The organism is Methylobacterium sp. Leaf108 (assembly GCF_001423265.1).
GTDB lineage: Bacteria > Pseudomonadota > Alphaproteobacteria > Rhizobiales > Beijerinckiaceae > Methylobacterium.
Window position 1 is genome coordinate 1 of the sequence record NZ_LMND01000033.1, and the last position, 25,224, is coordinate 25,224.

The following is a 25,224-nucleotide window of genomic DNA, read 5'->3' on the forward strand; positions in this document are numbered from 1 at the left end:
TTGAAGAAGTTCAGGAAGGAGTCGGTGGGGAGGGCGTATTCGAYACCRCCGCCGGCGGCGTAGCCGGTGCGGAAGTCGTCGTTGCCGCGGAAGCCGCCGAACGAACGCTCGTTGCTGCCGGCGCCGTAGGCGAAGCCGCCGGTGCCGTAGAACAGGACCTTGTCGAAGGCGTAACCGATGCGGCCGCGCACGGTRCCGAAGTAGTCGAGGCTGGCGGTGCCGCGGGGATCGACGAAGGTGACGTTGCCGTCGATCGGGGCGAAGCCGGGGGTCAGGACGAAGGCGTTCCGGTTACGGCCGAAATCGACGTACTGGGCGTCGGCCTCGACGCCGACCACCAGGCCCGAGCCCGGGGTGAACTGGTAGTTGTAGCCGACCTGGCCGCCGCCGGTGAAGCCTTCGTTGGAGCTGTTGGAGAAGGCGATCTGCGACGGGCCGTTGGCGGTGCCGGGCAGGTTGCGCACGAGGCCAGGGAACACGTTGTCGTAGACGTTGCGGTCCTGGTTGCCGGCGTCGAAGCCGTAGCCGGCGTTGATACCGAAGTAGAAGCCCGTCCAGGTGAAGACCGGGACCGGGACGAAGACCGGCGGCGCGGCGCGGCGCGGAAGGTCGGCGGCGAAGGCCGAGCCCGCCAGGACGATGCCGGCAAGAGCGGTGGTGGCCCGAAGGAAGGATTTCATGGTGCTGGTCCTCATACTGTCGATGAGACGGCGCCGGCGCCGGCCTCACGAAGCCTCGTCTGTAGTTCAGCAGCCTGGAAGAAGCTGTTGCGGGCCGATCACGCCAGTCGCCGGAAAAGCGACCCCTTTGTGGCGATGATCCGTCCGTTGTGTTCGTTCGACCTTGGGCTACCTCGACACAGAACGCGCTCGAACGGCCAAGGTTCAATCGCGACGGTGCCTTTCCGGCTCGACCAGGATGACGGATTGTCGCACCCCAGGAATCCGTTTGTCGGGGCCGGATTTCAGGGCGCCAGGGCGATGGCCGAGATCAGGCGGCCGTAGTCGGCCTCCTGGCGGTGGGTGGTGCGCCGGTAGCTGTAGAAGCGCTCGGCGTCGACATAGGTGCACAGGCCGAGCGAGGCGTGGCGGCCGATCTCCTCCTGTTCCAGGCGCCACAGGACGAAGCCCGGCAGGTCGAACTGGGCATGGCCCGGCCGGTCGCCTGGCGCGAAGAACCGCGCCGCCCCCGGTACCGCGTCCTCGAAGCGGTCGCGCAGGTCCGTGCCGACCTCGTAGGATGGCTGGTGGATGGTGGGACCGAGCACGGCGACGATCGACCCGCGCTCGGCGCCGAGCGCCTCCATCGCCGCCACCGTGGCGGCCACGACGCCGCCGAGCGCCCCCTTCCAGCCGGCATGGGCGGCACCGACGACGCCGTTGCGGGTATCGGCGAACAGGATCGGACCGCAATCGGCGGTGGCGATGCCGAGCGCCAGGCCCGGCACGACGCTCACCATCGCATCGGCCTTGGGTCGCTCCGCCAGCGCCGGCGCCTGCGTCAGCACGACCACCTCGGCGGAATGGATCTGGTAGAGGCTGGCCAGGGCGGTCTCGGCGACGCCGAGGGCCGCGCACATCCGCCGCCGGTTCTCGGCCACGCGGCCGGCGTGGTCGCTCGAGCCGAGCCCGCCGTTGAGCGAGGCGTAGAGGCCCTCCGAGACGCCGCCCCGGCGGGTGAAAAAGGCATGCCGGATCGCGGGGTCCGCGAGATCGGGCGAGGTGAGGAACATCGCGTGTCCTTGCCGTTGCGGCACATGACCGAGGGAGGGTCGGGTCATACCCCCTCCCCCGCCGCCGGTCACCGGACATGGGAAGGGCCGGTCCCGCCTCGCGGCACCGGCCCCGGGTGGCGTCGAGCGTCCTGGGCTAGGCCGCCCGCTTGGCGGCCTCGCCGTAGAAGGTGCTCCCCGTCTCGGCCATCGCCGCGAGGTTCTCGGGCACCGCAAAGCGCGCGCCGTGCTTGGCCTCCAGGCTGCGGGCCAGCGCCACGAACTCCCCGGCGCCCATGAAATCGATGTAGGACAGGGTGCCCCCGGTGAAGGGCGCGAAGCCGAATCCGAGGATCGAGCCGACGTCGGCCTCGCGCGGATCGGTGATCACGCCCTCGCCGACGGTGCGGGCGGCCTCCAGCGCCTGCACCACGAGGAAGCGGTGCTTGAGTTCCGTGACATCCACCGCGTCCGGGTCGAGGGTCTTGGGCTGGAGTGCCTTCAGGCCCGGCCACAGGCGCTTCGGGGCACCCTCGGGATAGTCGTAGAAGCCGCGCTTGTTCTTGCGTCCGAGCCGGCCCTCGGTCTCCACCAGGGTGACGAGGAGCTGCTTCTGGCCGGGATCGACCGCGTCGGGGCCCAGCTGCGCCTCCGTGGCCCTGGCGATCTTCAGGCCAAGGTCGAGGGCGACCTCGTCGTTGAGCGAGAGCGGGCCCACCGGCATGCCGGCCAGCTTGCCGGCGTTCTCGATCATCGCGGCGGGCACGCCTTCGAGGAACATCTTGTGGCCTTCGAGCAGGTAGGCCGTGACGCAGCGGTTGGCGAAGAAGCCGCGGCTGTCGTTGACCACGATGGGCGTCTTCTTGATCGCCCGCACGTAGTCGAGGGCGGTGGCGATGGCCCGGTCGCCGGTCGCCTCGCCCTTGATGATCTCCACGAGCATCATCTTCTCCACGGGCGAGAAGAAGTGGATGCCCACGAACTGGTCGGGCCGGGAGGAAGCCTTGGCCAGGCCCGAGATCGGCAGGGTCGAGGTGTTGGAGGCGAAGATCACCTCCGGCCCGATGGCCGCCTCGACCTTGGCGATCACCTCGGCCTTCACCGCGGGGTCCTCGAACACCGCCTCGATGACGAGGTCGCAGCCCTTGAGGTCGGCATAATCGGCGCTGGCGGTGATGCGGGCGAGCAGCGCGTCACGGTCGGCGGTCTTGGCGCGGCCCCGGTTGATCTGTCCGGTGATGAGGGTGTGGGCGTAGGCCTTGCCCTTCTCGGCGGCCTCCATCGACCGGTCGACGAGCACCACCTCCATGCCGGCGTTGGCGCTGACGTAGGCCACGCCCGCCCCCATGAATCCGGCCCCGACGACGCCGACCTTCCTGACGCTGGTGGGAGCCACGTCCTTGGGGCGGCGCGCGCCCTTGTTGAGCTCGCCCATCGACAGGAACAGCGTGCGGATCATCGCCGCGGCCTCCTTCGACCGCAGGATCTTGGCGAAGTACCGGCTCTCGACGCGCAGGGCCAGATCCATCGGCAGCTGCAGGCCCTCGTAGACCGCCCCGAGGATGGCCTTGGCGGCGGGATAATTGTCGTGGGTCTCGCGGCGGTAGATCGCGTTGGCGGGTGGCCAGATCATCATGCCGGCGGGCGAGTAGACCTTGCCGGAAGGCGCCTTGAACTTGGGCGCGTCCCAGGGCGCCACCGCCGAGCCGCCGGCCCTGATCCAGGCACGCGCCTTCTCCACGATCTCGGCCTTGGGGGCGACCTCGTGGACGAGGCCCATGGTCTTGGCCATCAGCGGGCGGATCTGCTCGCCCTTGAACAGCATCTGCAGGGCGTCTCCGGTCTGCATCAGGCGCGGCACGCGCTGGGTGCCGCCGGCACCGGGGAACAGGCCGACCTTGATCTCGGGCAGGCCGACGCGGGTCTTCTCGTCGTCCGACAACACCCGGTGATGGCAGGACAGGCTGAGCTCGAACGCGCCACCGAGGCAGAGGCCGTTGACGGCGGCGGCGAACGGCTTGCCGCAGGTTTCGAGCTTGCGGAACACCAGGGTCAACTGCCGCGACTCCTCGAAGAAGTGGCGCATCGCCTCCTCCTCGCCGGACTTCGCCTTGAGCTTTTCGTATTCGCGGCCGAGGCCCTGCAGCATCGTCAGGTCGGCGCCGCCCGAAAAGCTGTCCTTGCCCGAGGTGATGACGCAGCCCTTGACGGCGGCATCCGCCACCACGGCGTCGATGATCTGATGGAGCTCGGCCATGACCTGCGCCGTGATCACGTTCATCGAGCGGCCGGGCATGTCCCAGGTGGCGAGCGCGATTCCGTCGGCGTCGGTCTCGAAGCGGAAGTTCGTGAGATTCATGGCTGATCCTCCAAAGGGGGCGGCGTGGACCGTCGGCTTCTTAAGTCGATGAAAGGATTTTTGCCGTCATGGTTTTGAAGACAAACGACCGACATTAACATGGGATACGATGGGATGAGCGCGAAGGTAGCCTGCAAGGGGTGTGGAACCGGCAAAGCCCTGGACTTCACCTTCACGATGGCCTTCCAGCCCATCCTCGACGTGGAACGCGGCCGCATCTGGGGCTACGAGGCCCTGGTGCGCGGGACCAACGGCGAGTCCGCCGGTTCCATCCTCAGCCGCGTCACGGAGGAGACGGTCTACCGCTTCGACCAAGCGGCGCGGGTGAAGGCAATCGAACTCGCGGGCAGGCTCTTTCCCGCCGACGACGAGACCAAGCTCTCGATCAACTTCATGCCCAACGCCGTCTACGAGCCGGCGGCCTGCATCCGTTCGTCCCTGGAGGCGGCGCGCCGCTTCGGGTTCGCCCACGACCGGATCATGTTCGAGTTCACCGAGAACGAGAAATTCCGCGATACCGCCCACGTCCAGCGCATCGTCACCGAGTACCGCAAGCAGGGCTTCCTCACCGCGCTGGACGATTTCGGCGCCGGCTTCGCCGGGATGAGCCTGCTCGCCAACTTCCGGCCCGACCTCATCAAGATCGACATGGACCTCCTGCGCGGCATCGACACCGACAAGGGCCGCCAGATCATCACGGGCGGGATCATCGCCATCGCGCGCCAGCTCGGCGTGGCGGTGATCGCCGAGGGCGTCGAGACCCGGGCGGAACTCGACACCCTGCGCGAACTCGGAGCGACGCTGTTCCAGGGTTACCATTTCGCCAAGCCCCAGATCGAAGCCCTGCCGGCCGTGGCGGGGTTCGAGACGCAGGCCGCCCCGGTCCCCACGGGCTTCGAGACGCCGGCCGTGCGCGTCGCCCCGGTCCACTGAGGCGGCGCGAGGTGGCGCCGCCCGGTTCTGCGCCACCGCGGCGGGGGGGCGGCCCGGTCGTATGGTCGTCGCCGCCCGGCCGCGGGGCATCGCGGCTCAGCGGGCCGGTGCGGGAGTCGGTGCCGGGCCCGGCGCCTGCCCGGGCAGGCCCGGAGCGTCGGCCGCCGCGGCGACGGTGAGCATGTTGACGAGCTTGGTCACCGCCGCCTGCGAGATCAGCGTGATGGTCGAACCCGGATCGGCGTTGATCGCCTGGAACTTCTGGTAGATCTTGTCGTCGTAGATGCCCGAGAGATGCTTGATCTCGTCGAGGGTGAACTTGTCGGCGTATTCCTTCGACAATCCCTCGATCAGCGCGGTGCGCTGGCGGTCGAACTCGGCGCGGACCTCCTGGCGGACCTTGTCGCTCTTCTCGGCGGGCATGGCGGCCACGGTCTTCTCCAGCGCGCCGGTGAAGCCCGTCTCGAGGTTCTTGATCACGGTCTTCTGGACCAGCGCCTTGGCGGCCTCGATCCGGTCGGAGGCCTCGTCGGCGCGGGCCGCCATCGGCAGGCCGAGCAGGGCGGCCAGGGCCAGGGTGGGAAGCAGTCTCGTCATAGGGGCGTTTCCTCCGCAATGTTGGCTCGAACCGCGCCGCTCCAGGCGGCGTCGGGCGCGGGCCCGCGTCTATCAGGCTTTGGTACGGCCGGGCAGAGCGGCCGCCGGGTCGGCGGGCCGATCCTCAGACGCGCTCGATGATCGTGGCGGTGCCCATGCCGGCACCGATGCACAGGGTGACGAGCGCCCGCTCCTTGCCGGTGCGCTCGAGTTCGTCGAGCACCGTGCCGAGGATCATCGCGCCGGTGGCGCCGAGCGGATGCCCCATGGCGATGGCGCCGCCGTTGACGTTGACCTTGGCCGGATCGACGTCGAAGGCCTGGATGAAGCGCAGGACCACGGCGGCGAAGGCCTCGTTGACCTCGAACAGGTCGATGTCGGACAGGCTCAGGCCCGCGCGGGCCAGCACCTTCTTCGTCACGTCCACCGGGCCGGTGAGCATCAGGGCCGGGTCGGAACCGATGTTGGCGAAGGCGCGGATCCGCGCACGCGGCCTCAGCCCGGCGCGGTCGCCCGCCTCCTTCGAGCCGAGCAGCACGGCGGCGGCACCGTCGACGATGCCCGACGAATTGCCGGCGTGGTGGACGTGCTCGACCATCTCCACGTCCGGATGGGCGTCGATGGCCACGGCGTCGAAGCCGCCCATCTGGCCCATCTGGACGAAGGAGGCCTTGAGCTGCCCCAGCGACTGCATGTCGGTGGAAGGCCGCATGTGCTCGTCGGTGGCGAGAAGGGTGATGCCGTTGATGTCCTTCACCGGCACGACCGAGTTCTTGAACAACCCGTCCGCCCAGGACTTGGCCGAGCGCTTCTGCGATTCGACGGCATAGGCGTCGCAATCGTCACGGGAAAAGCCGTACTTGGTGGCGATGAGGTCGGCCGAGACGCCCTGGGGCATGAACCACGACTTGATCGCGATCTGCGGGTCCACCGGCCAGGCGCCGCCCGAGGCGCCGAGCCCGACGCGGCTCATCGATTCGACGCCGCCGCCCACCGTCATGTCGTGCTGGCCGGCCATGACCTGGGCGGCCGCGAAGTTGATCGCGTCGAGGCCCGAGGCGCAGAACCGGTTGATCTGGATGCCCGGCACGTGGGTGCCGTAGTCGGCCACCAGCGCCGCGGCGCGGGCGATGTCGCCGCCCGCCTCGCCGACCGGATCGACGCAGCCGAGGACGACGTCGTCCACCTGTCGCGTGTCGAGGTGGTTGCGGTCCTTGAGCGCGCGCAGCGCGACCTCGGCCAGCCGCAGGGCGGTGACCTCGTGCAGCGCGCCGTCGGGCTTGCCGCGGCCGCGCGGGGTGCGGACGTGATCGTAGATGAAGGCCTCGGTCATGTGCGCGTCCCAGGTTGTCCCCGCCGACGAGCGGGCTGTGTCTTGCCGACCTGATCCCGTCGTTCCGGGGCTGCGCAGCAGAACCCGGAAGCCATCAGCCGAGGTCGTGCCTCGGTCTGAACCGACGGCTGTCATGGCGTCCGGGGTCGCTCTGCGAGCGCCCCGGAACGACCCGTGTCGAACGGCTCGGTCCGAGCGCTCTAGAACGCCTCGACCGGCAGCGCCATGGTCGTCTCGGAACCCGCCTTGATCCGCACGAGGCGCATCGCCGTCTCGGGCAGGATCCGCTCCATGTAGAAGCGGCCGGTGACGAGCTTGGCCTCCATGCGCTCGGGCGCCGAGGCCTTCGCGGCGATGGCCGCCTTGGCGATCCGGCCCCACATGTAGCCCATGGCCACGAGGCCGAGCAGGTGCATGTAGTCGGTGGCCCCCGCGCCGGCATTGTCGGGCTTGGAGAACGCGTTCTGCATGAACCACATGGTCGCGGCCTGGAGGTCGTTCAGCCCGGCCTGGAGCGGCGCGGTGAACGGCGTCATCGCTTCGTCCTCGCCGTGGTCCTTCACGAAGGTCTGGACCTCGCCGAGGAAGGCCATCATCGCGCGGCCGCCGTCCTTGGGCAGCTTGCGGCCGATGAGGTCCATCGCCTGGATGCCGTTGGCGCCCTCGTAGATCATGGCGATGCGGGCATCGCGCACGAACTGCGACATGCCCCATTCCTCGATGTAGCCGTGCCCGCCGAACATCTGCTGGGCGGCCACCGCGTTGTCGAAGCCCTTGTCGGTGAGCACGCCCTTCACCACCGGGGTCATCAGGCCCATGTGGTCCTCGGCGGCCCGGCGCTGGGCCTCGTCGTCGGACCGGTGGCCGATGTCGGCCTGCAGGGCGGTCCAGAGGATCAGCGCGCGCCCCGCCTCGTTGAAGGCGCGGATGCCCATCAGCGTGCGGCGCACGTCGGGGTGGACGATGATCGGGTCGGCCGCCTTCTCGGGCGCCTTTACCCCGGTGAGCGACCGGCCCTGGAGCCGGTCCTTCGCGTAGGCCACCGCGTTCTGGTAGGCGACCTCCGACTGGCCCAGCCCCTGGATGCCCACCGCCAGGCGCGCCTCGTTCATCATCACGAACATGGCGTTGAGGCCGCGATTCTCCTGGCCGACCAGCCAGCCCGTGGCACCGTCGTAGTTCATGACGCAGGTCGAATTGCCGTGGATGCCCATCTTGTGTTCGAGGGAGCCGCAGGAGACGCCGTTGCGCGCGCCCAGCGAGCCGTCCGCGTTGACGAGGACCTTCGGCACCACGAACAGCGAGATGCCCTTGGTGCCGGCCGGCGCGCCCTCGATCCTCGCGATGACGAGGTGGATGATGTTCTCGGCCATGTCGTGCTCGCCGGCCGAGATGAAGATCTTGGTGCCGGTGAGGCTGTAGGAGCCGTCGCCGTTGGGCACGGCCTTGGTCTTGAGGAGGCCCAGGTCCGTGCCGCAATGGGGCTCGGTGAGGTTCATGGTGCCGGTCCAGGCACCCTCGGCCATCCGGGGCAGGTAGGTCTGCTTCTGCGCGTCGGAGCCGTGGACCAGCAGGGCCGCCATCGCACCCTGCGTCAGGCCCGGGTACATCCCGAGGGCGAGGTTGGCCGACGAGGCGAACTCCTGGATCGCGCAGTTGAGCGTGTGCGGCAGCCCCTGGCCCCCGTAGGCCTCCGGTAGCGAAAGGCCCATCCAGCCGCCCTGGGCATAGGCGTCGTAGGCGGCCTTGAACCCGGTGGGCGTCGTGACGCTGCCGTCGGGATGGCGCTTGCAGCCCTCGCGGTCGCCCACCGCGTTGAGGGGGGCGAGCACCGTCTCGGCGAGCTTGGCGCCCTCGTTCAGCACCGCCTCGACCACGTCGGGCGACGCATCCGAGAAGCCGGCGAGGTTGTCGTAGCGGTGGAAGCCGAACACGTCGTTCAGCAGGAACAGCGTGTCCTCGACAGGCGCCCGATAGCTCGGCATCTCGCATCCTCCAGGATCTGGGGTCGCCGTTTCGGCCCGTCGAGACCGCCGGCTCCCTCGATGGTTCATATGTAAACTATCAGGCGGCACAAACGTCAAGGGGGCCGTGAACCGCTGCCGCCGGACGGGGCCGGTCGGAGCCCGCTTTCCCATTTCGGCATAGTCCTTAACTCGCTGTTTACCAAGAACGCCAAATGTCGAGCGCAATCGAACCCTTCCGTCCCCGTCGCCGCGAGGCGCCTCGGAGACGTCGGGGCGAAGTCCGGACCTCGCCGCTCAGGTTTGACGATGAAACGCAACGCGACGCTGAACCTCAAGGGCCTCGATCCGGACGTGCTCGACGCGGCCCGCGACGTGGCGCGCCGGGCCGGCATTCCCCTGGAGACCTGGATCGCCTCCGTGGTCGAGCAGGAGGCCGAGCCGCATGCGCGGCGCAAGCGCGGTCCCGGAAGCCTGCCGACCGCGACCGTCCCGTCCCCAGGTCCGGCTCCCGCAAGCCTGCCCCAGCGATTCGCCTCGTCCACCGCCGCCATCGCCGAGCCGCGCCTGCCCGCATCGCGTGTGCCCGATCCGGGCTTCGCGTTCGCTCGCGCCGCCGATGCGCCGCCGGCCCCGCTCGTCGCCGACCGTCCGGCCGAGGCGAGCAGCTTTCCCCCCGTTTCCCCGCCCGTGGAGGCACCTGCGCCCGCGGTCTCTGACGAGGCGCCCGCTTCCGTCGAAGCGGCCGTCGCCGCCCCGGCGGAGCCGCCGGTCCCGCTCGACGCCTTCGCCGCATCCCTCGCGCAGATGTTCCAGCGCCTCGACGCCATCGACAGGAAGATCGACGGCACCCACGAGGCGGCGCGCGACGCGGCCACCACGAGCGTCGCCGGCATCGAGGCGCGGCTGTCCACGGTGCTCGACGGCGGGCTTCCGCCCGTCGCCGAGATGACCGAGCGCCTCGCCACCATCGAGCGCCGGATGGCGGAGCTCGGCGAGCAGCTCGCCCAGCCGCGCGCCCTCGGCCGGCGCGGCCGGTCCGCCGCCCTCGAGATGGCCGACGCGGTGGGCGAGATCCGCCAGCGCCAGCGCGAGCTCGAGGAGCGCGGCGAGGGCCAGGCCTCCGCGCATCGCTCGGTGGCGGCGCTCCAGCACGAGGTGGCCGCCGCCATGGAGGCGACCTTCGGCGGCACGCCGTCCTCGACGATCGGCGAATTGCAGCGCGAGACGAGCCGCCTGCGCGATTCCATCGGCGGCCTCGCCACCGGCCAGGACGTCAACGCCCTCGAACAGGCGGTGCTCAGCCTCGCCAGCGGCGTCGGGCAGGCGCAGAAGCCCGCCGACCTCGCCGCGATCGTCAAGCCCATCGAGATGATCCAGGTCCAGGTCTCGCGGCTGGCCGAGGACGTCGCCGAGAACGTCCACGCCCGCGTGGCGGGGGACGTCGAGCGCCTGGCCGACCGGTTCGACCGGGTGCTGAGCGTCGCGCCCTCCGACCATGCCGACCGCGACGCCCTCGGCAGGCTGTTCGGAGAGATCGAGGAGATCCGCCACCTCATCGCGGCCCTGGCCGGCCCCGAGCGCATCCAGAGCCTCGCCCAGGGCCTTCAGGCCCTGAGCGCCCAGATCGCCAAGCTGCAGGGCGACGCCGACCAGGACGCCACCCGCATGGCCGAGATCCGGCCGCTGCTGGAGGAGATCCGCAGCGACCTCAAGGCGCCCAAGGACGACGGCATCGGTCGCCAGATCCAGGCGATGGGCGAGATGCTCGACGTCCTGCGCACCCGGCCCCTGTCCGACGCCTCCGGGTCGGATGCGATCATCGACCGGATCGACGCCCTGGCCGACAAGGTCGACCGGGTCGGCGTCAACCCGGTCGGCGACCTCATCGGCCGCCTCGAGGACCTCGGCGAGACCCTGCGCCGGCCGGCCGTCCCCGGCGGCGACCTCGCCAGCATCCATTCCATGCTCCACGACCTCGCCGACAAGGTCGACCGGGTCCAGGGCCCCGGCGCCGGCTCTTCCGGCGAAGGGCTCGACGCCCTCGAGAAGCAGATCGTCGCCCTCTCGCAGCGGATCGAGACCCGCGGCTCCGACCCGGCGATCCTCGGCCTCGAACGGTCGATGAGGGACCTCCTCGCCCAGGTCGGCACGCCCGAGGCGCCGGTGGCCGGCCGCACCGAGATCGGCTCGCTCAAGGCGGATCTGGAGGAGTTGCGGACCCATCAGGCGGCGTCCGAGCAGCGCATGCAGGCGACGCTCAACGGCGTCCATGCCGCCCTCGACCGGCTCGCGGGCCAGTTCGGCGGCCCGACCGCGCAGGCGCCTGCGGCGTCCCCTCAAGCGCCTGCGGCGTCCCCTCAAGCGCCTGCGGCGTCCCCTCAAGCGCCCGCCGCGTCCTCTCCGGCGCCCGCCGCGCCTCAGGCCCGCATCGCCATGCCCGAGGCGCCCACGCCGGCGGCCGCACCCCGCCCGCAGGGCGCCGCGCCCAAGCGGCCGGAGCTTCCGAAGAGCGCCGTGGTGCCGACCCCGGATTCCCCCTCGGAGTGGTCGCGGGCCAAGGACGAGATCCTGGAGCCTGGCGCCGGCCGGCCGACCCGCGCACGGCCGGGCGCCACGCCGATCGAGCCCGAGCCTGAGGCGCCCGCCCCGTCGAGCAGCGAGATCAAGTCGAACTTCATCGCCGCCGCCCGCCGCGCCGCCCTCGCCGCTCAGGCCGAAGCGGCCGAGACCGCGAGCCCCAAGAGCCGCTTTCGCGAAGGCCTCGGCAGCGTCCGCCCGGCGTCGGAGGAGGCCGGCGACGTCGCCGGCGAGCCGACGCCCTCGCGCACCGGCCAGATGCGCGCGGCGATCGACAAGCGCCGCAAGCACCTGCTGCTCGGCCTCGCCGCCGTGATCCTGGCGCTGGGCGGCCTCCAGGCCATCCGCGCGTTCTCGCCGGCCCAGGCGCCGGTGCAGGAGGTCGGTGCATCGGCCGACGCGACGGCTCCCTCGAACGCCGCGCCCGTCGATGCCGGCACCAAGGCCCTCGGTTCCGACAAGCCTGTCGATGCCGAGAAGTCCGTCGCCCTCGACAAGCCGGCGGCCCTCCCCCCGGATGCCGGGCGTGCCGATCCCCTGACGACGCAGTCGATCTCGACCGCGCCCGACACCGCGGCGAGTGCGTCCCCGCCGCCCGCCGCCCCGGTCGATCCGGCCGAGGGCGCCAAGCCGGCGCCGTCGCCCGCCCGCAAGGCCGTGCCCAAGGTCGCCGACATGGGAAGCCTCGCGGGAGTGCTGAACGGCCTGCCCGCGAGCCTCGCCTCCGTGAAGAAGGCGGCCCTCGACGGCGACGGCGCCGCCATCTACGACCTTGCCGCGCGCCAGGCCGAAGGCCGCGGTGTCACCCGCGACATGGTGCTGGCGGCCAAGCTGTTCGAGAAGCTCGCCGCGGCGGGCTACGCGCCGGCGCAGTACAAGCTCGCCGGCCAGTACGAGAAGGGCCTGGGCGTCACCCGCGACATCGCCCTGGCCAAGATCTGGTACGGTCGCGCCGCCGACCAGGGCAACATCCGCTCGATGCACAACCTGGCGGTGATCTTCGCCGAGAACCCGAGCGCCACCGGCAAGCCGGATTTCGTCACGGCGGCGCAATGGTTCCGGCGCGGTGCCGATCACGGCGTGCGCGATAGCCAGTACAACCTCGCGGTGCTCCACGCCCGCGGCCTCGGGGTGCCCCAGGACCTCGTGCAATCCTACCTCTGGTTCTCCGCCGCCGCCGCCCAGGGCGACGAGGACGCCGGCAAGAAGCGCGACGATGTCGCCGGCAAGCTCGCGCCCAAGGATCTGGCCACCGCGCGCAGCCTGGCGGCCGCCTTCAAGCCAAAGGCCGTAGACCTGCCCGCGAACGAACCGCCGGCGGTCGCCGCGTCGGCGGCGATGACGCTGCTGGGAGCCCCCGCCCCCGCTCCGATCTTAGCTCCGAAGCGTAGCTGACACTGGGTCTCGGGGTGCGGCGGCGCGATCCGCCGCACCCCGGCGGCTCATGGCCGCCTTGCGGGAACCTCGGTCCGCGGTGCGAATAGACCGGTCTGCCGATCCCGCAGTGGCGCGCGATCGCAGCCGGATGACACGATGCCTCTCGGAAAGCCGGTTCCCCTGATCGCCGTCGTCCTGGGCCTGGGCGGCCTGATCCCCTTCATCGGGTTCGCCGCCCTCTCCCTGAGCGGCAACGACGGCGGGCTCGGCACCATCGGCCTCTCGCCCCGACTCATCCTCTCGGCCTACGGCGCCGTCATCGCCTCGTTCCTGGGGGGCATCCGCTGGGGTGCCGCGGCGGCGCGCGAGGGCGGCAACGCCGATTACGTCATCGCCATCGTGCCGTCCCTGGTCGCCTGGGCGGCGCTCGCCATACCCGCCCCCTGGGACCTGCGGGTGCTCGGCCTGCTCGTCCTCGGCTGGGGCCTCGTCGACCAGGACCTCGTCCGGCGCGGGCTGGTGCCGCTCTGGCTCGGACGTCTCCGGCTCGTGCTGTCGAGCGTCGCCGGGGTGTCGCTGCTGGTGGCGGCCTGACGCCCCTAATCCCGCGCCAGCATCGCCTTGCCGATCGCGAAGATGCGACCGTCGCCGAGCAGATGCGCATTAAACCCTTTCGGGAACAGCGGCTCGAAGGCCGGGTCTCGCACGTTGAGGCCGCCGGCGTAGGCGCCGAAGGCCGGCATCACCATCCGATGGCCGTCGGTGACGAAACAGCGCCGCCGCACGGCGCGCCCGCGCATGGCGACCTTGCCGCAGGGGTGGAGGTGGCCGGCGACCTCGCCCTCCTTCGCGCCCGGCAGCGGCTCGTGGCGAAGGGTCAGGCCGCCCAGTGCCAGAACCTCGGCGTAGCGCCCGCCGACGCCCGATTGCACCGCCTGGTCGTGGTTCCCCGCGATCCAGACCCAGTCGCGCCCCTCCTGCAGCACGGCGATGAGGGCGCGGTCGCCCGGTTCCAGCCGCTCGGGGCCGCGCGCGTCGTGAAAGGAATCGCCCAGCGCCACGACGCAGGCCGGATCGAGCCGCGCGATCACCTCGTGCAGGCCGGCCAGGGTCTCGCGGGTGTCGTAGGGCGGCAGGAACTGCCCGGACTGGGCGGCGAAGGACGAGCCCTTCTCCAGGTGCAGGTCCGAGACCACCAGGGTGCGGTGGGCGGGCAGCCACAGGCCGCCGCACAGGTCGAGGACGAGGGTTTCGCCGGCCAAACTCAGGCCGGGGATCTTCGCGGTTCGTTCGAGTCTCTGGCCGAGCGCCAAGGCGGCATCCTTGCTGTTGTGGTCTGGCTGTTGTGGTCTGGGGGGAGGCGCGCTCCACCCCGTCACCCCAGCGCCTCGTCGAGGAGCTGGGCTTCGGCTTCCGCCAGGATCTCGTCGGCCCCCTCGCCGTAGACCCGTTCGCGCCCGATCTCCAGCATGACGGAGACGGAGAGCGGCGAGACCCGGTCCAGGGCCCGGTGGACGATGCGCCCCTGAACGCGCTCCAACATCACGCCGAGGCGTACCACGTCGAGGAGTCCGGTTGCCGCATCCTGCCGCGCGGCCCGCATGAGGAGGTGGTCGGGCTGGTGCTTGCGCAGGACGTCGTAGACGAGGTCGGTGGAGATGGTGACCTGCCGGCCGGTCTTCTTCTTGCCGGGATGGCGCCGCTCGATCAGTCCGGCGATCACCGCGCACTGGCGGAAGGTGCGCTTCATCATCGCCGATTCGTCGAGCCAGGCCTCGAGGTCGTCCCCGAGCATGTCCTGCGCGAACAGGGCGTCGAGGAAGCCCGGCTCCAGGGCGATGCGCTCGCTGAGATCGCGGGTCATCCAGATCGCGATGCCGTAGTCGTTGGCGGCGAACCCCAGCGGTCGCAGCCGCGCCCGCTCCATCCGCCGGGTGAGCAGCATGCCCAGGGTCTGGTGCGCCAGCCGTCCCTCGAAGGGGAACGCGGTGAGATAGTGGCGCCCGCCCCGCGCGAAGGTTTCGACCAGGAGGTCGCCCGCGCCCGGCAGCACCGAGCGGTCGCGCTGCTGGCCGAGGTAGGTCGACACCTGCGCCGGCAGCCGGTCCCAGCTCGACGGATCGGCGATGATCGCCCGCACCCGCGCCGCCAGGAAGGTCGAGAGCGGGAACTTCGAGCCGGCATAGGAGGGGATCGCCGGATCGGTGCCCGGACCGGCCCGGCTCGTCAGCGCCTCGTCCTCCGACAGGCCCTCGAAGCGCAGGACCTCGCCCGCGAACAGGAAGGTGTCGCCCGGGGTCAGGCCGTCGGCGAAATCCTCCTCGATCTCGCCGAGCACCCGTCCGGTCCTGGGCACCACCGTGCCGGGCTTGCCCCGCATGGCGCGCCCGAGGCGGACCTTCACCGTCGTCGCCTCGATGATGGTGCCGATGTTCATGCGGTACTGCTGCGCGACCCGCGCGTCGCGCACCCGCCAGAGACCGTCCGGCCCGCGAAGGATCTTGGCGAACCGCTCGTAGGCGCGAAGCGCGTAGCCGCCGGTGGCGACGTAATCGACCACGCCCTCGAAGTCCTCCCACGACAAGCCGGTATAGGGTGCGGCCGAGACGATCTCGTCGTAGAGCGACAGGGGATCGAAGGCACCCGCGCAGGCCATGCCCAGCACGTGCTGGGCGAGCACGTCGGGGGCGCCGAGCCGGGCGTCGGGGGTGTCCTGGGCGGCGGCCTCCACCGCTTCCAGCGCGGCCTGGCACTCGAGCATCTCGAACTGGTTGGCCGGCACGAGATAGGCCTTCGAGGGCTCGTCCATCCGGTGGTTGGCCCGGCCGATGCGCTGCATGATCCGGCTCGCGCCCTTGGGCGCCCCGATGTTGATCACGAGGTCGACGTCGCCCCAGTCGATGCCGAGGTCCAGTGTCGCGGTGCAGACGATGGCGCGCAGCTGCCCGGCGGCCATCGCCGCCTCCACCCGCCGCCTCTGGCTCGCGTCGAGGGAGCCGTGGTGGAGGGCGATGGGCAGCGCGTCCTCGTTGATGCGCCAGAGTTCCTGGAAGGTGTATTCGGCCTGCAGGCGGGTGTTGACGAAGACCAGCACCATCCGGTGGGTCCCGATCAGCTCGTAGATCGCCGGCATGGTCTGGAGGGCGGTGTGGCCGGCCAGCGGCAGCCGGCGCCCCGTGACGAGCATGCGCAGGTCGGGGGCCGCACCGCCTCCGACGACCACGAGGTCGGCCATGCGCACCGCCCCCTCCCCACACGGGGGGGAAGAGCATCCCTGCGGCACCAGATACCGCCTCAGCGCGTCCGGTTCGCGCACCGTCGCCGACAGGCCGATCGCGGTGAGCCCGGGGCTCAGGCGATGCAGGCGGGCGAGGCCCAGCGACAGCAGGTCGCCACGCTTGGAGGTGACCAGCGCGTGCAGCTCGTCGAGAACCACGCAGGCCAGGGTCGAGAACAGCTCCTCCGCCTCGCGGTGGGCGATGAGCAGGGCGAGCTGTTCCGGCGTGGTGAGCAGGATGTCGGGCGGGCGCTCGATCTGGCGGGTGCGCTTGTGCGAGGGCGTGTCGCCGGTGCGGGTCTCGACCCGCACGGCGAGGCCCATCTCGGCGATGGGGGCCTCGAGGTTGCGGGCGATGTCCACCGCCAGGGCCTTGAGCGGCGAGACGTAGAGGGTGTGCAGCCCGTGCTGTTTCCGGCCCGAGGGCCGTTGCGACAGGGCGACCAGGGTCGGCAGGAACCCGGCCAGGGTCTTGCCCGCGCCGGTGGGCGCCACGAGGAGCGCCGAGCGTCCGGCCCCGGCCAGGGCCAGGAGGTCGAGCTGGTGCGGCCGCGGCTGCCAGCCGCGCGCCGCGAACCAGGCGGCGAAGCGCTCCGGCAGCCCCTCCGGCTGCGGCGGGGCGGGATCAGGCAAGCGCTGCGAGGAAGCGGTCGATCAGTTCGAGGGCCCGCTCGCTCAGGGCGCCGGGATAGCGGATGAAGACGTGGCAGCCGCCCGGATAGATCGCGGTATGGCCGCCGTTGCCCGCCGCCGCCCAGCGCGAGGACATGTAGAGGGTGTCGTCGAGGAGGGGGTCGTGGGTGCCCACCGAGAACAGCGCCGGAGGCAGACCCCTGAGGTCGGCATAGAGCGGCGAGACGTCGGGGCGACGCCGGTCGATGCCGTCGCGGACGTAGTCGTTGGCGAAGGTGGTGAGGTCGCGGGTGTTCACGACGAGGCGTTCCTCGCCCCAGTTGCGCACGCTCGGCGTCAGCCCGAGGTCGAAGAAGCCGGCGTTGAGGTTGGCGCCGCGGAAGGCGTTCGGCATGGCGTGCCTGTCGCGCAGGCGCAGCAGCGTCATCACCGCCAGGTGCGCGCCAGCGGATTCACCGCCGATCGTCAGGGCCGAGATGCCGAACTCGGCCCGGCCCGGCCCGGCCAGCCACAGGGCCGCCGCCTCGCAATCCTCGAGGGCGGCCGGATAGGGATGCTCGGGCGCGAGGCGGTACTCGACCGACAGGCAGACGAAGCCGCAGCGGTCGGCGATGCGCTCCAGCCACGGGTCCTGCTCGTCGGCCGCCCCCCAGACCCAGCCGCCCCGGTGGATGTGCAGGTAGGCGCCGCGCAGCTTGCCCCACTTCGCGGCGAGGGGGCGGATGACGCGCAGGGAGAGGGGCCCGCCCGGTCCATCGATGGTCATGACCTCGGCGCGCGCGCTGCGCGGCATCGCCGGCGAGGCCTGGGTGCCGCGGCGGCGGCGGGCGCGGACCTCGGCGATCGGCAGCGACCACGGGTCGTCCTGCGCCGCATGGGCCGCGATGACCTCGGCGTTGAGGCGCTTGGTCTCCGGATCGATCGTCGCCGGGTCGAACAGGGCGTGGTCGATCATGAAAGCGTTCGTTTCGTTGTCGGATGGCCGAGGGAGTGGGTGGGGCCGTCGCCTATGGGGAATCGCCCACGCGCGACGGCGCAGCCGTGGAGGATGCCAGTCCGGCCCTTGCCACGGAACCGCGTAACGCTCCAGTGCCGGTGCAGTTTCACACGCCTGTGGCGCGCCGGTCACGCTTCCGCCGGTTTCGCAGGGCTTCGAGGGCCCCGAACCGTTGAGGACCTGACCCGATGATCGTCGACCACGACCCGCGCCGCGAGGGCCCGGCCTATCCCGGCATCCACCCCGCCCGCCCGCGCTCCGCCCTGCACCGGTTCCTCGGCGGCTCGCCGGTGGCGGTGTTCGTCAAGCTCCTGCTCCTGTCCGTCCTGGTGGGCGCGGGCATGGCGATGCTGGGCCTGACCCCCGGGCGCCTGTTCTGGAGCGTCTACGACACGGTCCGGGACCTGATCGACCTCGGCCTCGTGACCTTCCAGGATTTCGGCGGCTGGATCCTGGCCGGGGCCGTGGTGGTGGTGCCGCTGTGGTTCCTGTCGCGGCTGCTCTCCGTCTCGAAGTAGGCCGCGACCCGCCGCATGGCCGCCTCCCTGCCGCCCACCAGCCGCAGCGTCCTCGCCCTGGCGCTGCCGATGACCCTCGCCCATGTGACGACGCCGCTGCTCGGCCTCGTCGGCGCGATGGTGATCGGGCGGCTCGGGGAGGCGGCGCTGCTCGGCGCCATGGCGCTGGGGGCGGTGATCTTCGATGCGATCTTCTGGTCGTTCGGTTCCCTGCGCATGGCCACCGCCGGGCTCACCGCCCAGGCGGTGGGGGCGCACGACCGTGACGACGTCGACCGCACCCTCGCCCGGGCGCTGGCCGCCGCGGTGCTGGTCGGGCTCGTCATCGTGCTGGCGCAGGTGCCGATCGCGGCGCTGGCCTTCCGGATCAGCGGGGCGAGCCCCGAGGTGCTGGCGGCCCTGGCGGCCTATTTCCACGTGCGCATCTTCGCCGCGCCGTTCACGCTGGCCAACTACGCCATCCTCGGGTCGGTGCTCGGGCGCGGCCGTACCGACCTTGGCCTGGTGATCCAGGTCGCGATCAACCTCGCCAACATCGCCCTGACCCTCGCCCTGGTGCTCGGCGCCGGCCTCGGGGTGACGGGGGCCGGGATCGCGACCCTCGTCGCCGAGGTCGCGGGCACGGGCCTGGGGCTCTTCGTCCTCGCCCGCCTCGGGTCGCGGCCGTTCCGCGTGCCCCTGGCGGCGATCCGCGACCCCCTGGCGCTGGCGCGCATGCTCAGCGTCAACGCCGACGTGATGATCCGCACCCTGCTCCTCGTCGGCGCGATCGTGCTGTTCTCGGCGCTGGGGGCGCGGGCCGGGGACGTGACCCTGGCGGCCAACGCCGTGTTGTGGAATCTCTTCCTCGTGGGCGGGTTCTTCCTCGACGGCTTCGCCACCGCCGCAGAGACCCTGTGCGGCCAGGCGGTGGGGGCGCGCGACGAGACGGCGTTCCGACGCGCCGCCCGCCTCAGCCTCGCCTGGTGCCTGGTGTTCGGTGCTGCGATCTCCGGCCTGTTCCTCCTCGGCGGGGAGCGCTTCATCGACGGCGTCACCACGAGCCCGGAGGTGCGCGAGGCCGCCCGGCTCTACCTCGTGCCCGCGGCCCTGGCGCCGCTCATCGCCGGCCTGCCCTTCGCCTTCGACGGGATCTACATCGGCGCCACCTGGACCCGGGCGATGCGCGACCTGATGCTGGCGGCGACCCTGGTCTATGCGGTGCTGATCGTCGCGACATGGCAGGCGGGCGGGGGCAACCTCGGCCTCTGGCTCGCCTTCCTGGGGCTCCTGGGCGCGCGCGGGATCGGGCAGGCGCTGGCCTATCCGGGCCTCGTGGCGCGCACCTTCGGCACGCCGCTCGCCGTCAGGGGCGACGGTAGCGCGCCGCGGCGGCTCTGACCTGGGCCTGGGCCGCCACCACGCTGAGGCCCTGGAAGGCCTGCATCACGTCGTGCATCATCTCCGGCGGCGGCTCGTCCGCGGTCCTGGCGGTGGTGAGGCTCGACAGGATGCGCCAGCCGAACCGGATCGAGCGCACGATCGGCAGCAGCGGCTCGTAGCTCCCGCTCTCGTAGGCATCCACCGCCATCTGGCTCGGAACGCCGGCGAGGCGCGCGAGGCCCACCAGCGCCTCCATCACCTTGCCCGCCCTGATCCAGGCGATCAGCACGCCCTCGTCGATGTCGACCCGGCGGGCCTGGGTGCTCACGAACACCTCGGCCGCCAGGAGGGCGTTGCTGCGAACCGGCGGGAGCGGCGTCGGCGTCGGCTCGGCGGCGCGCACCCTCGCGAAATTGGCCAGGCGCAGCCGCAGGTCGGCCGGCAGGTCGCCGCGGCGTGCCAGCATCTGCCCGAGGTCCGCATCGGCGAAGGCGCGGTCGCCGAGCGCCATGAACCCCTGCGGCGTGAACCGGGCGCCCGGGTTTCCGGCGACGAGGCGCACCACCTCGGGCTCCCCGCGCGCCACCAGGATGTCGGCCACGGCCGGTTTCAGCACCAGGCGCCGCGCCATGGCGAGGAGGTGGCCCTGGCCGCGCCGCGAGGCCAGGGCGGCGAGGTCGGCGTCGACCAGCCGGCGCGAGCGCGCCAGGACCGGCCGGGCCACCGCCGGCACCGCGTCGAAGGCGAGGTCCCGCACCACCCCGCGCGGGGCGTTGGGAATGTCGGCGAGCCGTTCGGACAGTTCGGCGCGCGCCGCATCCTCCATCTCGCGGGCCAGATGCAGGATCACGGCGTCGAAGGCCGCGACCTGATCTTCCCCGAGGCGGGGCGCCTCGTCGGTGAAGAGGGTGGTGAGCCCGCGCAGAAGGCCGTCACGACGACCGAGCCCGCCGCGGGCGACGGAATCCTCGATGTCGGTGAGGAGCGAAGCGAGCGCGGCCACCATGGAAGAAGCAATCCCCGCCGGAGGACCCCAGCCCTCGCTCACGGTCCTGGGCGCGCGACTCGGTCTCGAAGATAGGAGAGTGGGCGAGAAGGATTAAGACTCTCCTGATCCCGCCGGTCGGGCCGCCGCCGGCTCTCGGACCGGGCTGCCCTCCGGGGCGATCCCGACCCTGTCCGCGTCGGCATTGGCACGGCCGTGGGCGTCGATCGCCGCCTCCATCTCGGCCAGGGCGGCCAGGAGGTGCCGGCGCGCCACGCGGTTCACGATCCCTCCCGTGTTCGTCTCGATCTCCACGACGGCGTCGGCGCGCTCGTGGACGCCGCGCCGCGCGGCCGTGACGGCGGGGTGGGGGGCGATGAAGCGCGTGGCGCCGTCGAGCCAGCGCATCAGGGCGACGGCAAGGCCCGCATCGCCCGGGGGATGAGCGATCACCCGCTCCTGCGCCCCCGAGAACGTCCCACGGATGTCTTTGCGAAGCTGCGTCACGGCCCTTGCCCCTCGGCCACGCCGCGGGCCGGCGCCCCCACGCGCCCGTCCCGGCCGGGGACGAGGCCTCGCGCCCAGGGTGTGTCGGCGTGCGAAACCCGTTCCGCTGCGGGAGGATCGGACGATGGCGGCAACCGGTTAAGGCTTCGTGCGCCCCGCCTCCCGGCGTCGGCAACCGGGGATGTCGCCCGTGTCCGGCGCCTCCGCGATGGTATCAAACCGGTGGGATCGACAGGTTTTCGCAGCTTGGCAGGGTGTCGCGGCAGGCGCCGTGCATTAAGTTCCGCGGCCTCACCAGGGGAATGCCCGATGTCCGACCTCCGCCTTCGCCGCAGCGTCCTCTACATGCCCGGCTCGAACGCCCGGGCGTTGGAGAAGGCCAAGACGCTGCAGGCGGATTCGCTGATCCTCGACCTCGAGGACGCGGTCGGGCCCGACGAGAAGGAACTGGCCCGCCAGCAGGTCTGTGCCGCGGTGGAATCGGGCGGCTACGGCGAGCGCGAACTCGTCATCCGCGTCAACGCCCCCCAGACCCCGTGGGGCGAGGCCGACCTCAAGGCGGCGATCCAGGCGCGGCCCAACGCGATCCTGATGCCGAAGGTCTCCTCGCCGGCGGTGCTCGAGAGCATCGCCAACCACCTGGAGGCCCTCGACGCGCCCGAGCACATCGCGATCTGGGCGATGATCGAGACCCCGGCCGCCATCCTCAACATCCAGGAGATCGCGAAGGCCCGGCGCGACCGGCGCACCCGCCTCACCTGTTTCGTGCTCGGCACCAACGATCTGGCCAAGGACACCTGGGCCCAGCTCGTGCCCGGCCGGGTGCCGATGCTGCCCTGGATGATGCTGACCCTGGCCGCGGCCCGTGCCGAGGGCCTGACCATCCTCGACGGCGTCTGGAACGACATCGCCGACGTCGAGGGCTGCCGCGTCGAGTGCCGCCAGGCGCGCGACCTCGGGTTCGACGGCAAGACCCTGATCCACCCCAACCAGCTCGAACCCGCCAACACCTCCTTCGCCCCCACCGAGGAGGAGGTCCGCCGCGCCCAGCTCGTGATCGACGCCTTCGACAAGCCCGAGAACGCCCGCCGCGGCGCCATCAAGGTCGAGGGCCGCATGTACGAGCGCCAGCACATCGGCATGGCGCGGCGCGCGGTGAACTGGTCGGAGGCGATCGCCGCGCGGGGGTATTGAGGGGGCCAACGCGCTCTCCGGGGCCGCGGCGATCCTGCGGCGGCGGGTCCGCTCGCGGGGACCGGCTTCCTGTCGTAGGCTGACCCCTCGAGCAATGGCGGCGGAGGGCCGGACGTCGTGCGACGCCTCCTGAAATTCCTGCATACGATGGGCGCCATCGGCATGATGGGGGCGATGGCCTGCCTCGTCGTGATGCTGAGCTTCACCCCGCCCCCGGCCGCGCTGCCCGGCTACGCCCTGATGCGCGGTGCCATGGGGGCCGTCGCCACCTGGGTGTTCCTCCCGTCCATGGCGCTGACCCTGCTGGCGGGCCTGCTGGCGATCGCCCAGCGCGCCTTCCACAACGCCGGCTGGGCCTGGGCCAAGCTCGCCACCGGCGTCCTGATCTTCGAGGGCGGGCTCGTCTACATCCAGGGGCCGATGCGGCAGGAGGCCGACCTCAGTGCCGGCGCCCTCGCCGGCCGGGTCGACCCCGCGATGCTGGCCGACCTCGGCTCGGAGCGCGGCGTGCTGTGGACGCTGCTGGCGGTGTCGACGGCCAACGTGGTGCTCGGCGTCTGGCGCCCGCGGCTCGTCCGGCGGCCGGCGAGCCCGCCCGCCGACGATCGGATCGTGGTCGAGGCCGTGCGCTAAGCATCATTCTGCGAAGTGGTCTGCGGTTCGCAGGAAAAAATGATGCCCCATCAAGGAGATTGAAGCAGGCCTTCGTGGGGCGACCCACGAAGGCCTGCTTAGGATCGAGGACGTCGGCCGGGCGTGACACGCGCCCGGCCCTTCCCTCGCTCGGCGCCGCGGCCTAAGTCTCCGGCATGAGCCGCGTGCCCGCGAAAGACCGTTCCTTCCAGAAGGACCTGCCGCCGGACGGCTTCGACGAGCGCGAGGAGGTCGACGAGTCGCCCGAGCGTGCCGACGACAGCCCCGAGATCGACTTCGATTTCGAGGAGGGCGCGGTCAAGGCCGGCACCGAGATCATCCGCCGGTTCTGGACGACGCTGCCCTCGGGGCCGGGCGTCTACCGGATGTTCGACGACAAGGGCGACGTGCTCTACGTCGGCAAGGCCAAGAACCTGAAGGCCCGCGTCGGCTCCTACGCGCGGGGCCAGGCGCATTCCAACCGCATCGCCCGCATGATCTCGCAGACGGCGGCGATGGAGTTCGTCACCACCGCCACCGAGACCGAGGCGCTGCTGCTCGAGGCCAACCTCATCAAGCAGCTGAAGCCGCGCTTCAACGTGCTGATGCGCGACGACAAGTCGTTCCCCTACATCCTGGTGACGGCGGATTCCGAGGCCCCGCAGATCGTCAAGCACCGCGGCGCGCGCCGGCGCAAGGGCAGCTACTACGGGCCCTTCGCCAGCGTCTGGGCGGTGAACCGGACGGTGAACGCGCTTCAGCGCGCCTTCCTGCTGCGCACCTGCTCGGACAGCTACTACGAGAACCGCACCCGGCCCTGCCTGCTCTACCAGATCAAGCGCTGCGCCGGCCCCTGCACCGGCGAGATCGCCCTCGACGATTATGCCGGCATGGCCGAATCCGCCCGCGCCTTCCTCTCGGGCAAGTCGAACGCGGTGAAGGACCGCATGCGAGAGGAGATGCAGGCGGCCTCCGAGGCCCTCGAATTCGAGCGCGCCGCCCGCTTTCGCGACCGGATCGCCGCGCTCTCGGCGATCCAGGGGACGCAAGGCGTCAACACCCAAGGGGTCGAGGAGGCCGACGTCTTCGCGCTCGACGAACAGGCCGGCCAGTTCTGCATCGAGGTGTTCTTCTTCCGCAATTTCCAGAACTGGGGCAACCGCGCCTATTTTCCCAAGGCCGACCGGACCATGACGCCCGACGAGGTGCTCGCCTCCTTCATCGGGCAGTTCTACGACGACAAGCCCGCGCCCCGGATCGTGCTGGTCTCGCATCCGATCGAGGACGCGGAACTGCTGGGTGCCGCCCTGTCGAGCCGCACCGAGCACCGGGTCGAGATCCACATGCCCCAGCGCGGCGAGCGCAAGAACCTCGTCCTCTACGCCCAGCGCAACGCCAAGGAGGCCCTGGCCCGCCGGCTGGCCGACACCGCTTCCCAGGGCAAGCTGCTGGTGGCGCTCGGGCAGTCGTTCGGGCTCGCCAGCAGTCCGCGCCGGGTCGAGGTCTACGACAATTCGCACATCATGGGCACGAACGCGGTCGGCGGCATGATCGTGGCCGGACCCACCGGCTTCATGAAGACCCACTACCGCACCTTCACCATCAAGTCGGAGGAGATCACCCCCGGTGACGACTACGGCATGATGCGCGAGGTGCTGCAGCGGCGCTTCAAGCGCCTCGTCAAGGAAGCGCCGCGCAACGCCGTCGAGCCAGTGGTGGCCGCCGATGCCTCTGCGGCCCCCGCCGATCTGCCCGACGAGGTCGAGACCTTCCCGGCCTGGCCGGACCTCGTCCTCGTCGACGGCGGCAAGGGCCAGCTCGACGCCGCGCGCACCGCCCTCGAGGAGATCGGCGTCACCGACGTGACGCTGGTGGGGATCGCCAAGGGCCGCGACCGCGACGCCGGCCGCGAGACCTTCTTCGTGCCGGGCAAGCCGCCGTTCAAGCTGCCGCCGCGCGATCCGACCCTGTACTTCGTGCAGCGCCTGCGCGACGAGGCCCACCGCTTCGCCATCGGCACCCACCGGGCCAAGCGCAAGCGCGAGCTCGTGCGCAACCCCCTCGACGAGATCGGCGGCATCGGCCCGAGCCGCAAGCGCGCCCTGCTCAACCACTTCGGGACGGTCAAGGCCATCGAGCGCGCCGCCTTCGAGGACATCGCCAAGACCCCGGGCGTCAACGCCGCAACCGCGCGGGCGGTGTACGATTTCTTCCATGCGAACGGGTGAGGATGGCGCGGCCTCGCCGCATGGGATGGCCTAGCG

The 25,224-nt window shown here is 71.3% G+C and carries 19 protein-coding genes; 8 read left to right on the forward strand and 11 right to left on the reverse strand.

Annotated elements, in window-relative coordinates; all coding sequences use genetic code 11:
• The 3 genes from ASF39_RS17195 to ASF39_RS17205 all read right to left on the reverse strand — a co-directional run.
• Nucleotides 1–680: outer membrane beta-barrel protein (locus ASF39_RS17195; RefSeq protein WP_056286143.1), on the reverse strand; the 680-nt coding region annotated here is incomplete at its 3' end.
• A gap of 284 nt (nt 681–964) precedes the next feature.
• The gene (gene pgeF / locus ASF39_RS17200; RefSeq protein ID WP_056286146.1) at nt 965–1,732 is read right to left on the reverse strand and encodes a peptidoglycan editing factor PgeF; all 768 of its coding nucleotides are present in this window, start codon (nt 1,730–1,732) and stop codon (nt 965–967) included.
• 136 nt (nt 1,733–1,868) lie between these two features.
• The gene (locus tag ASF39_RS17205; protein ID WP_056286149.1) at nt 1,869–4,070 is read right to left on the reverse strand and encodes a 3-hydroxyacyl-CoA dehydrogenase NAD-binding domain-containing protein; all 2,202 of its coding nucleotides are present in this window, start codon (nt 4,068–4,070) and stop codon (nt 1,869–1,871) included.
• A 114-nt stretch (nt 4,071–4,184) separates the two neighbouring features.
• On the opposite strand from ASF39_RS17205, the gene ASF39_RS17210 reads away from it, so the two are divergent.
• A complete protein-coding gene (locus tag ASF39_RS17210; RefSeq protein ID WP_156387791.1) occupies nt 4,185–5,003 on the forward strand; it encodes an EAL domain-containing protein in 819 nt (272 codons plus the stop codon).
• A 96-nt stretch (nt 5,004–5,099) separates the two neighbouring features.
• Here the strand turns inward: ASF39_RS17210 and ASF39_RS17215 are convergent, their stop codons facing one another.
• From ASF39_RS17215 to ASF39_RS17225, 3 genes are all read right to left on the reverse strand, one after another.
• On the reverse strand, nt 5,100–5,600 hold the full coding sequence (locus ASF39_RS17215) for a hypothetical protein (RefSeq protein WP_055888511.1): 501 nt from the start codon (nt 5,598–5,600) through the stop codon (nt 5,100–5,102).
• Nucleotides 5,601–5,724: 124 nt separating this feature from the next.
• A complete protein-coding gene (locus ASF39_RS17220; protein WP_055888509.1) occupies nt 5,725–6,933 on the reverse strand; it encodes an acetyl-CoA C-acetyltransferase in 1,209 nt (402 codons plus the stop codon).
• Between the two features lie 200 nt (nt 6,934–7,133).
• Entirely contained in the window at nt 7,134–8,918 is a 1,785-nt protein-coding gene (locus tag ASF39_RS17225; RefSeq protein WP_056286152.1) for an acyl-CoA dehydrogenase C-terminal domain-containing protein, read from the reverse strand.
• 288 nt (nt 8,919–9,206) lie between these two features.
• Between ASF39_RS17225 and ASF39_RS17230 the strand changes: the two genes are divergently transcribed.
• Both ASF39_RS17230 and ASF39_RS17235 read left to right on the forward strand, forming a co-directional pair.
• Nucleotides 9,207–12,872 (forward strand): tetratricopeptide repeat protein, encoded by a 3,666-nt coding sequence (locus ASF39_RS17230; RefSeq protein ID WP_056286157.1) that lies wholly within the window; start codon nt 9,207–9,209, stop codon nt 12,870–12,872.
• Nucleotides 12,873–13,010: 138 nt separating this feature from the next.
• A complete protein-coding gene (locus ASF39_RS17235; protein WP_056286160.1) occupies nt 13,011–13,448 on the forward strand; it encodes a DUF3429 domain-containing protein in 438 nt (145 codons plus the stop codon).
• 5 nt (nt 13,449–13,453) lie between these two features.
• Here ASF39_RS17235 and pdeM read toward each other — a convergent pair whose 3' ends face one another.
• The 3 genes from pdeM to ASF39_RS17250 form a co-directional block, all read right to left on the reverse strand.
• On the reverse strand, nt 13,454–14,167 hold the full coding sequence (gene pdeM / locus ASF39_RS17240) for a ligase-associated DNA damage response endonuclease PdeM (protein ID WP_056286165.1): 714 nt from the start codon (nt 14,165–14,167) through the stop codon (nt 13,454–13,456).
• 62 nt (nt 14,168–14,229) lie between these two features.
• A complete protein-coding gene (locus ASF39_RS17245) occupies nt 14,230–16,764 on the reverse strand; it encodes a ligase-associated DNA damage response DEXH box helicase (protein ID WP_056286168.1) in 2,535 nt (844 codons plus the stop codon).
• Nucleotides 16,757–17,719, reverse strand: a complete 963-nt coding sequence (locus ASF39_RS17250) for an alpha/beta hydrolase (RefSeq protein ID WP_055888494.1) — start codon at nt 17,717–17,719, stop codon at nt 16,757–16,759. The genes ASF39_RS17245 and ASF39_RS17250 overlap by 8 nt, the downstream gene beginning before the upstream one ends.
• Nucleotides 17,720–17,949: 230 nt before the next feature.
• On the opposite strand from ASF39_RS17250, the gene ASF39_RS17255 reads away from it, so the two are divergent.
• Both ASF39_RS17255 and ASF39_RS17260 read left to right on the forward strand, forming a co-directional pair.
• Nucleotides 17,950–18,279 carry a DUF6460 domain-containing protein gene (locus ASF39_RS17255; protein WP_055888493.1) on the forward strand — a complete coding sequence of 110 codons (330 nt, stop codon included), beginning with the start codon at nt 17,950–17,952 and terminating at the stop codon, nt 18,277–18,279.
• 15 nt (nt 18,280–18,294) lie between these two features.
• Entirely contained in the window at nt 18,295–19,659 is a 1,365-nt protein-coding gene (locus ASF39_RS17260) for an MATE family efflux transporter (RefSeq protein ID WP_056286171.1), read from the forward strand.
• Here the strand turns inward: ASF39_RS17260 and ASF39_RS17265 are convergent.
• Nucleotides 19,625–20,647, reverse strand: a complete 1,023-nt coding sequence (locus ASF39_RS17265; protein ID WP_056286173.1) for a DUF2336 domain-containing protein — start codon at nt 20,645–20,647, stop codon at nt 19,625–19,627. The two genes, ASF39_RS17260 and ASF39_RS17265, sit on opposite strands and share 35 nt — an antisense overlap.
• A 93-nt stretch (nt 20,648–20,740) precedes the next feature.
• A complete protein-coding gene (locus tag ASF39_RS17270; RefSeq protein ID WP_156648539.1) occupies nt 20,741–21,133 on the reverse strand; it encodes a hypothetical protein in 393 nt (130 codons plus the stop codon).
• Between the two features lie 309 nt (nt 21,134–21,442).
• Between ASF39_RS17270 and ASF39_RS17275 the strand changes: the two genes are divergently transcribed.
• The 3 genes from ASF39_RS17275 to uvrC all read left to right on the forward strand — a co-directional run bounded on the left by ASF39_RS17275 (nt 21,443) and on the right by uvrC (nt 25,188).
• Complete coding sequence (locus ASF39_RS17275; RefSeq protein WP_055888487.1) at nt 21,443–22,327, forward strand: CoA ester lyase; 885 nt, start codon at nt 21,443–21,445, stop codon at nt 22,325–22,327.
• A gap of 117 nt (nt 22,328–22,444) precedes the next feature.
• Nucleotides 22,445–22,960 carry a hypothetical protein gene (locus ASF39_RS17280; RefSeq protein ID WP_056286179.1) on the forward strand — a complete coding sequence of 172 codons (516 nt, stop codon included), beginning with the start codon at nt 22,445–22,447 and terminating at the stop codon, nt 22,958–22,960.
• 176 nt (nt 22,961–23,136) lie between these two features.
• Complete coding sequence (uvrC, locus tag ASF39_RS17285) at nt 23,137–25,188, forward strand: excinuclease ABC subunit UvrC (RefSeq protein ID WP_056286182.1); 2,052 nt, start codon at nt 23,137–23,139, stop codon at nt 25,186–25,188.
• The last annotated feature ends 36 nt before the right edge of the window (nt 25,189–25,224 follow it).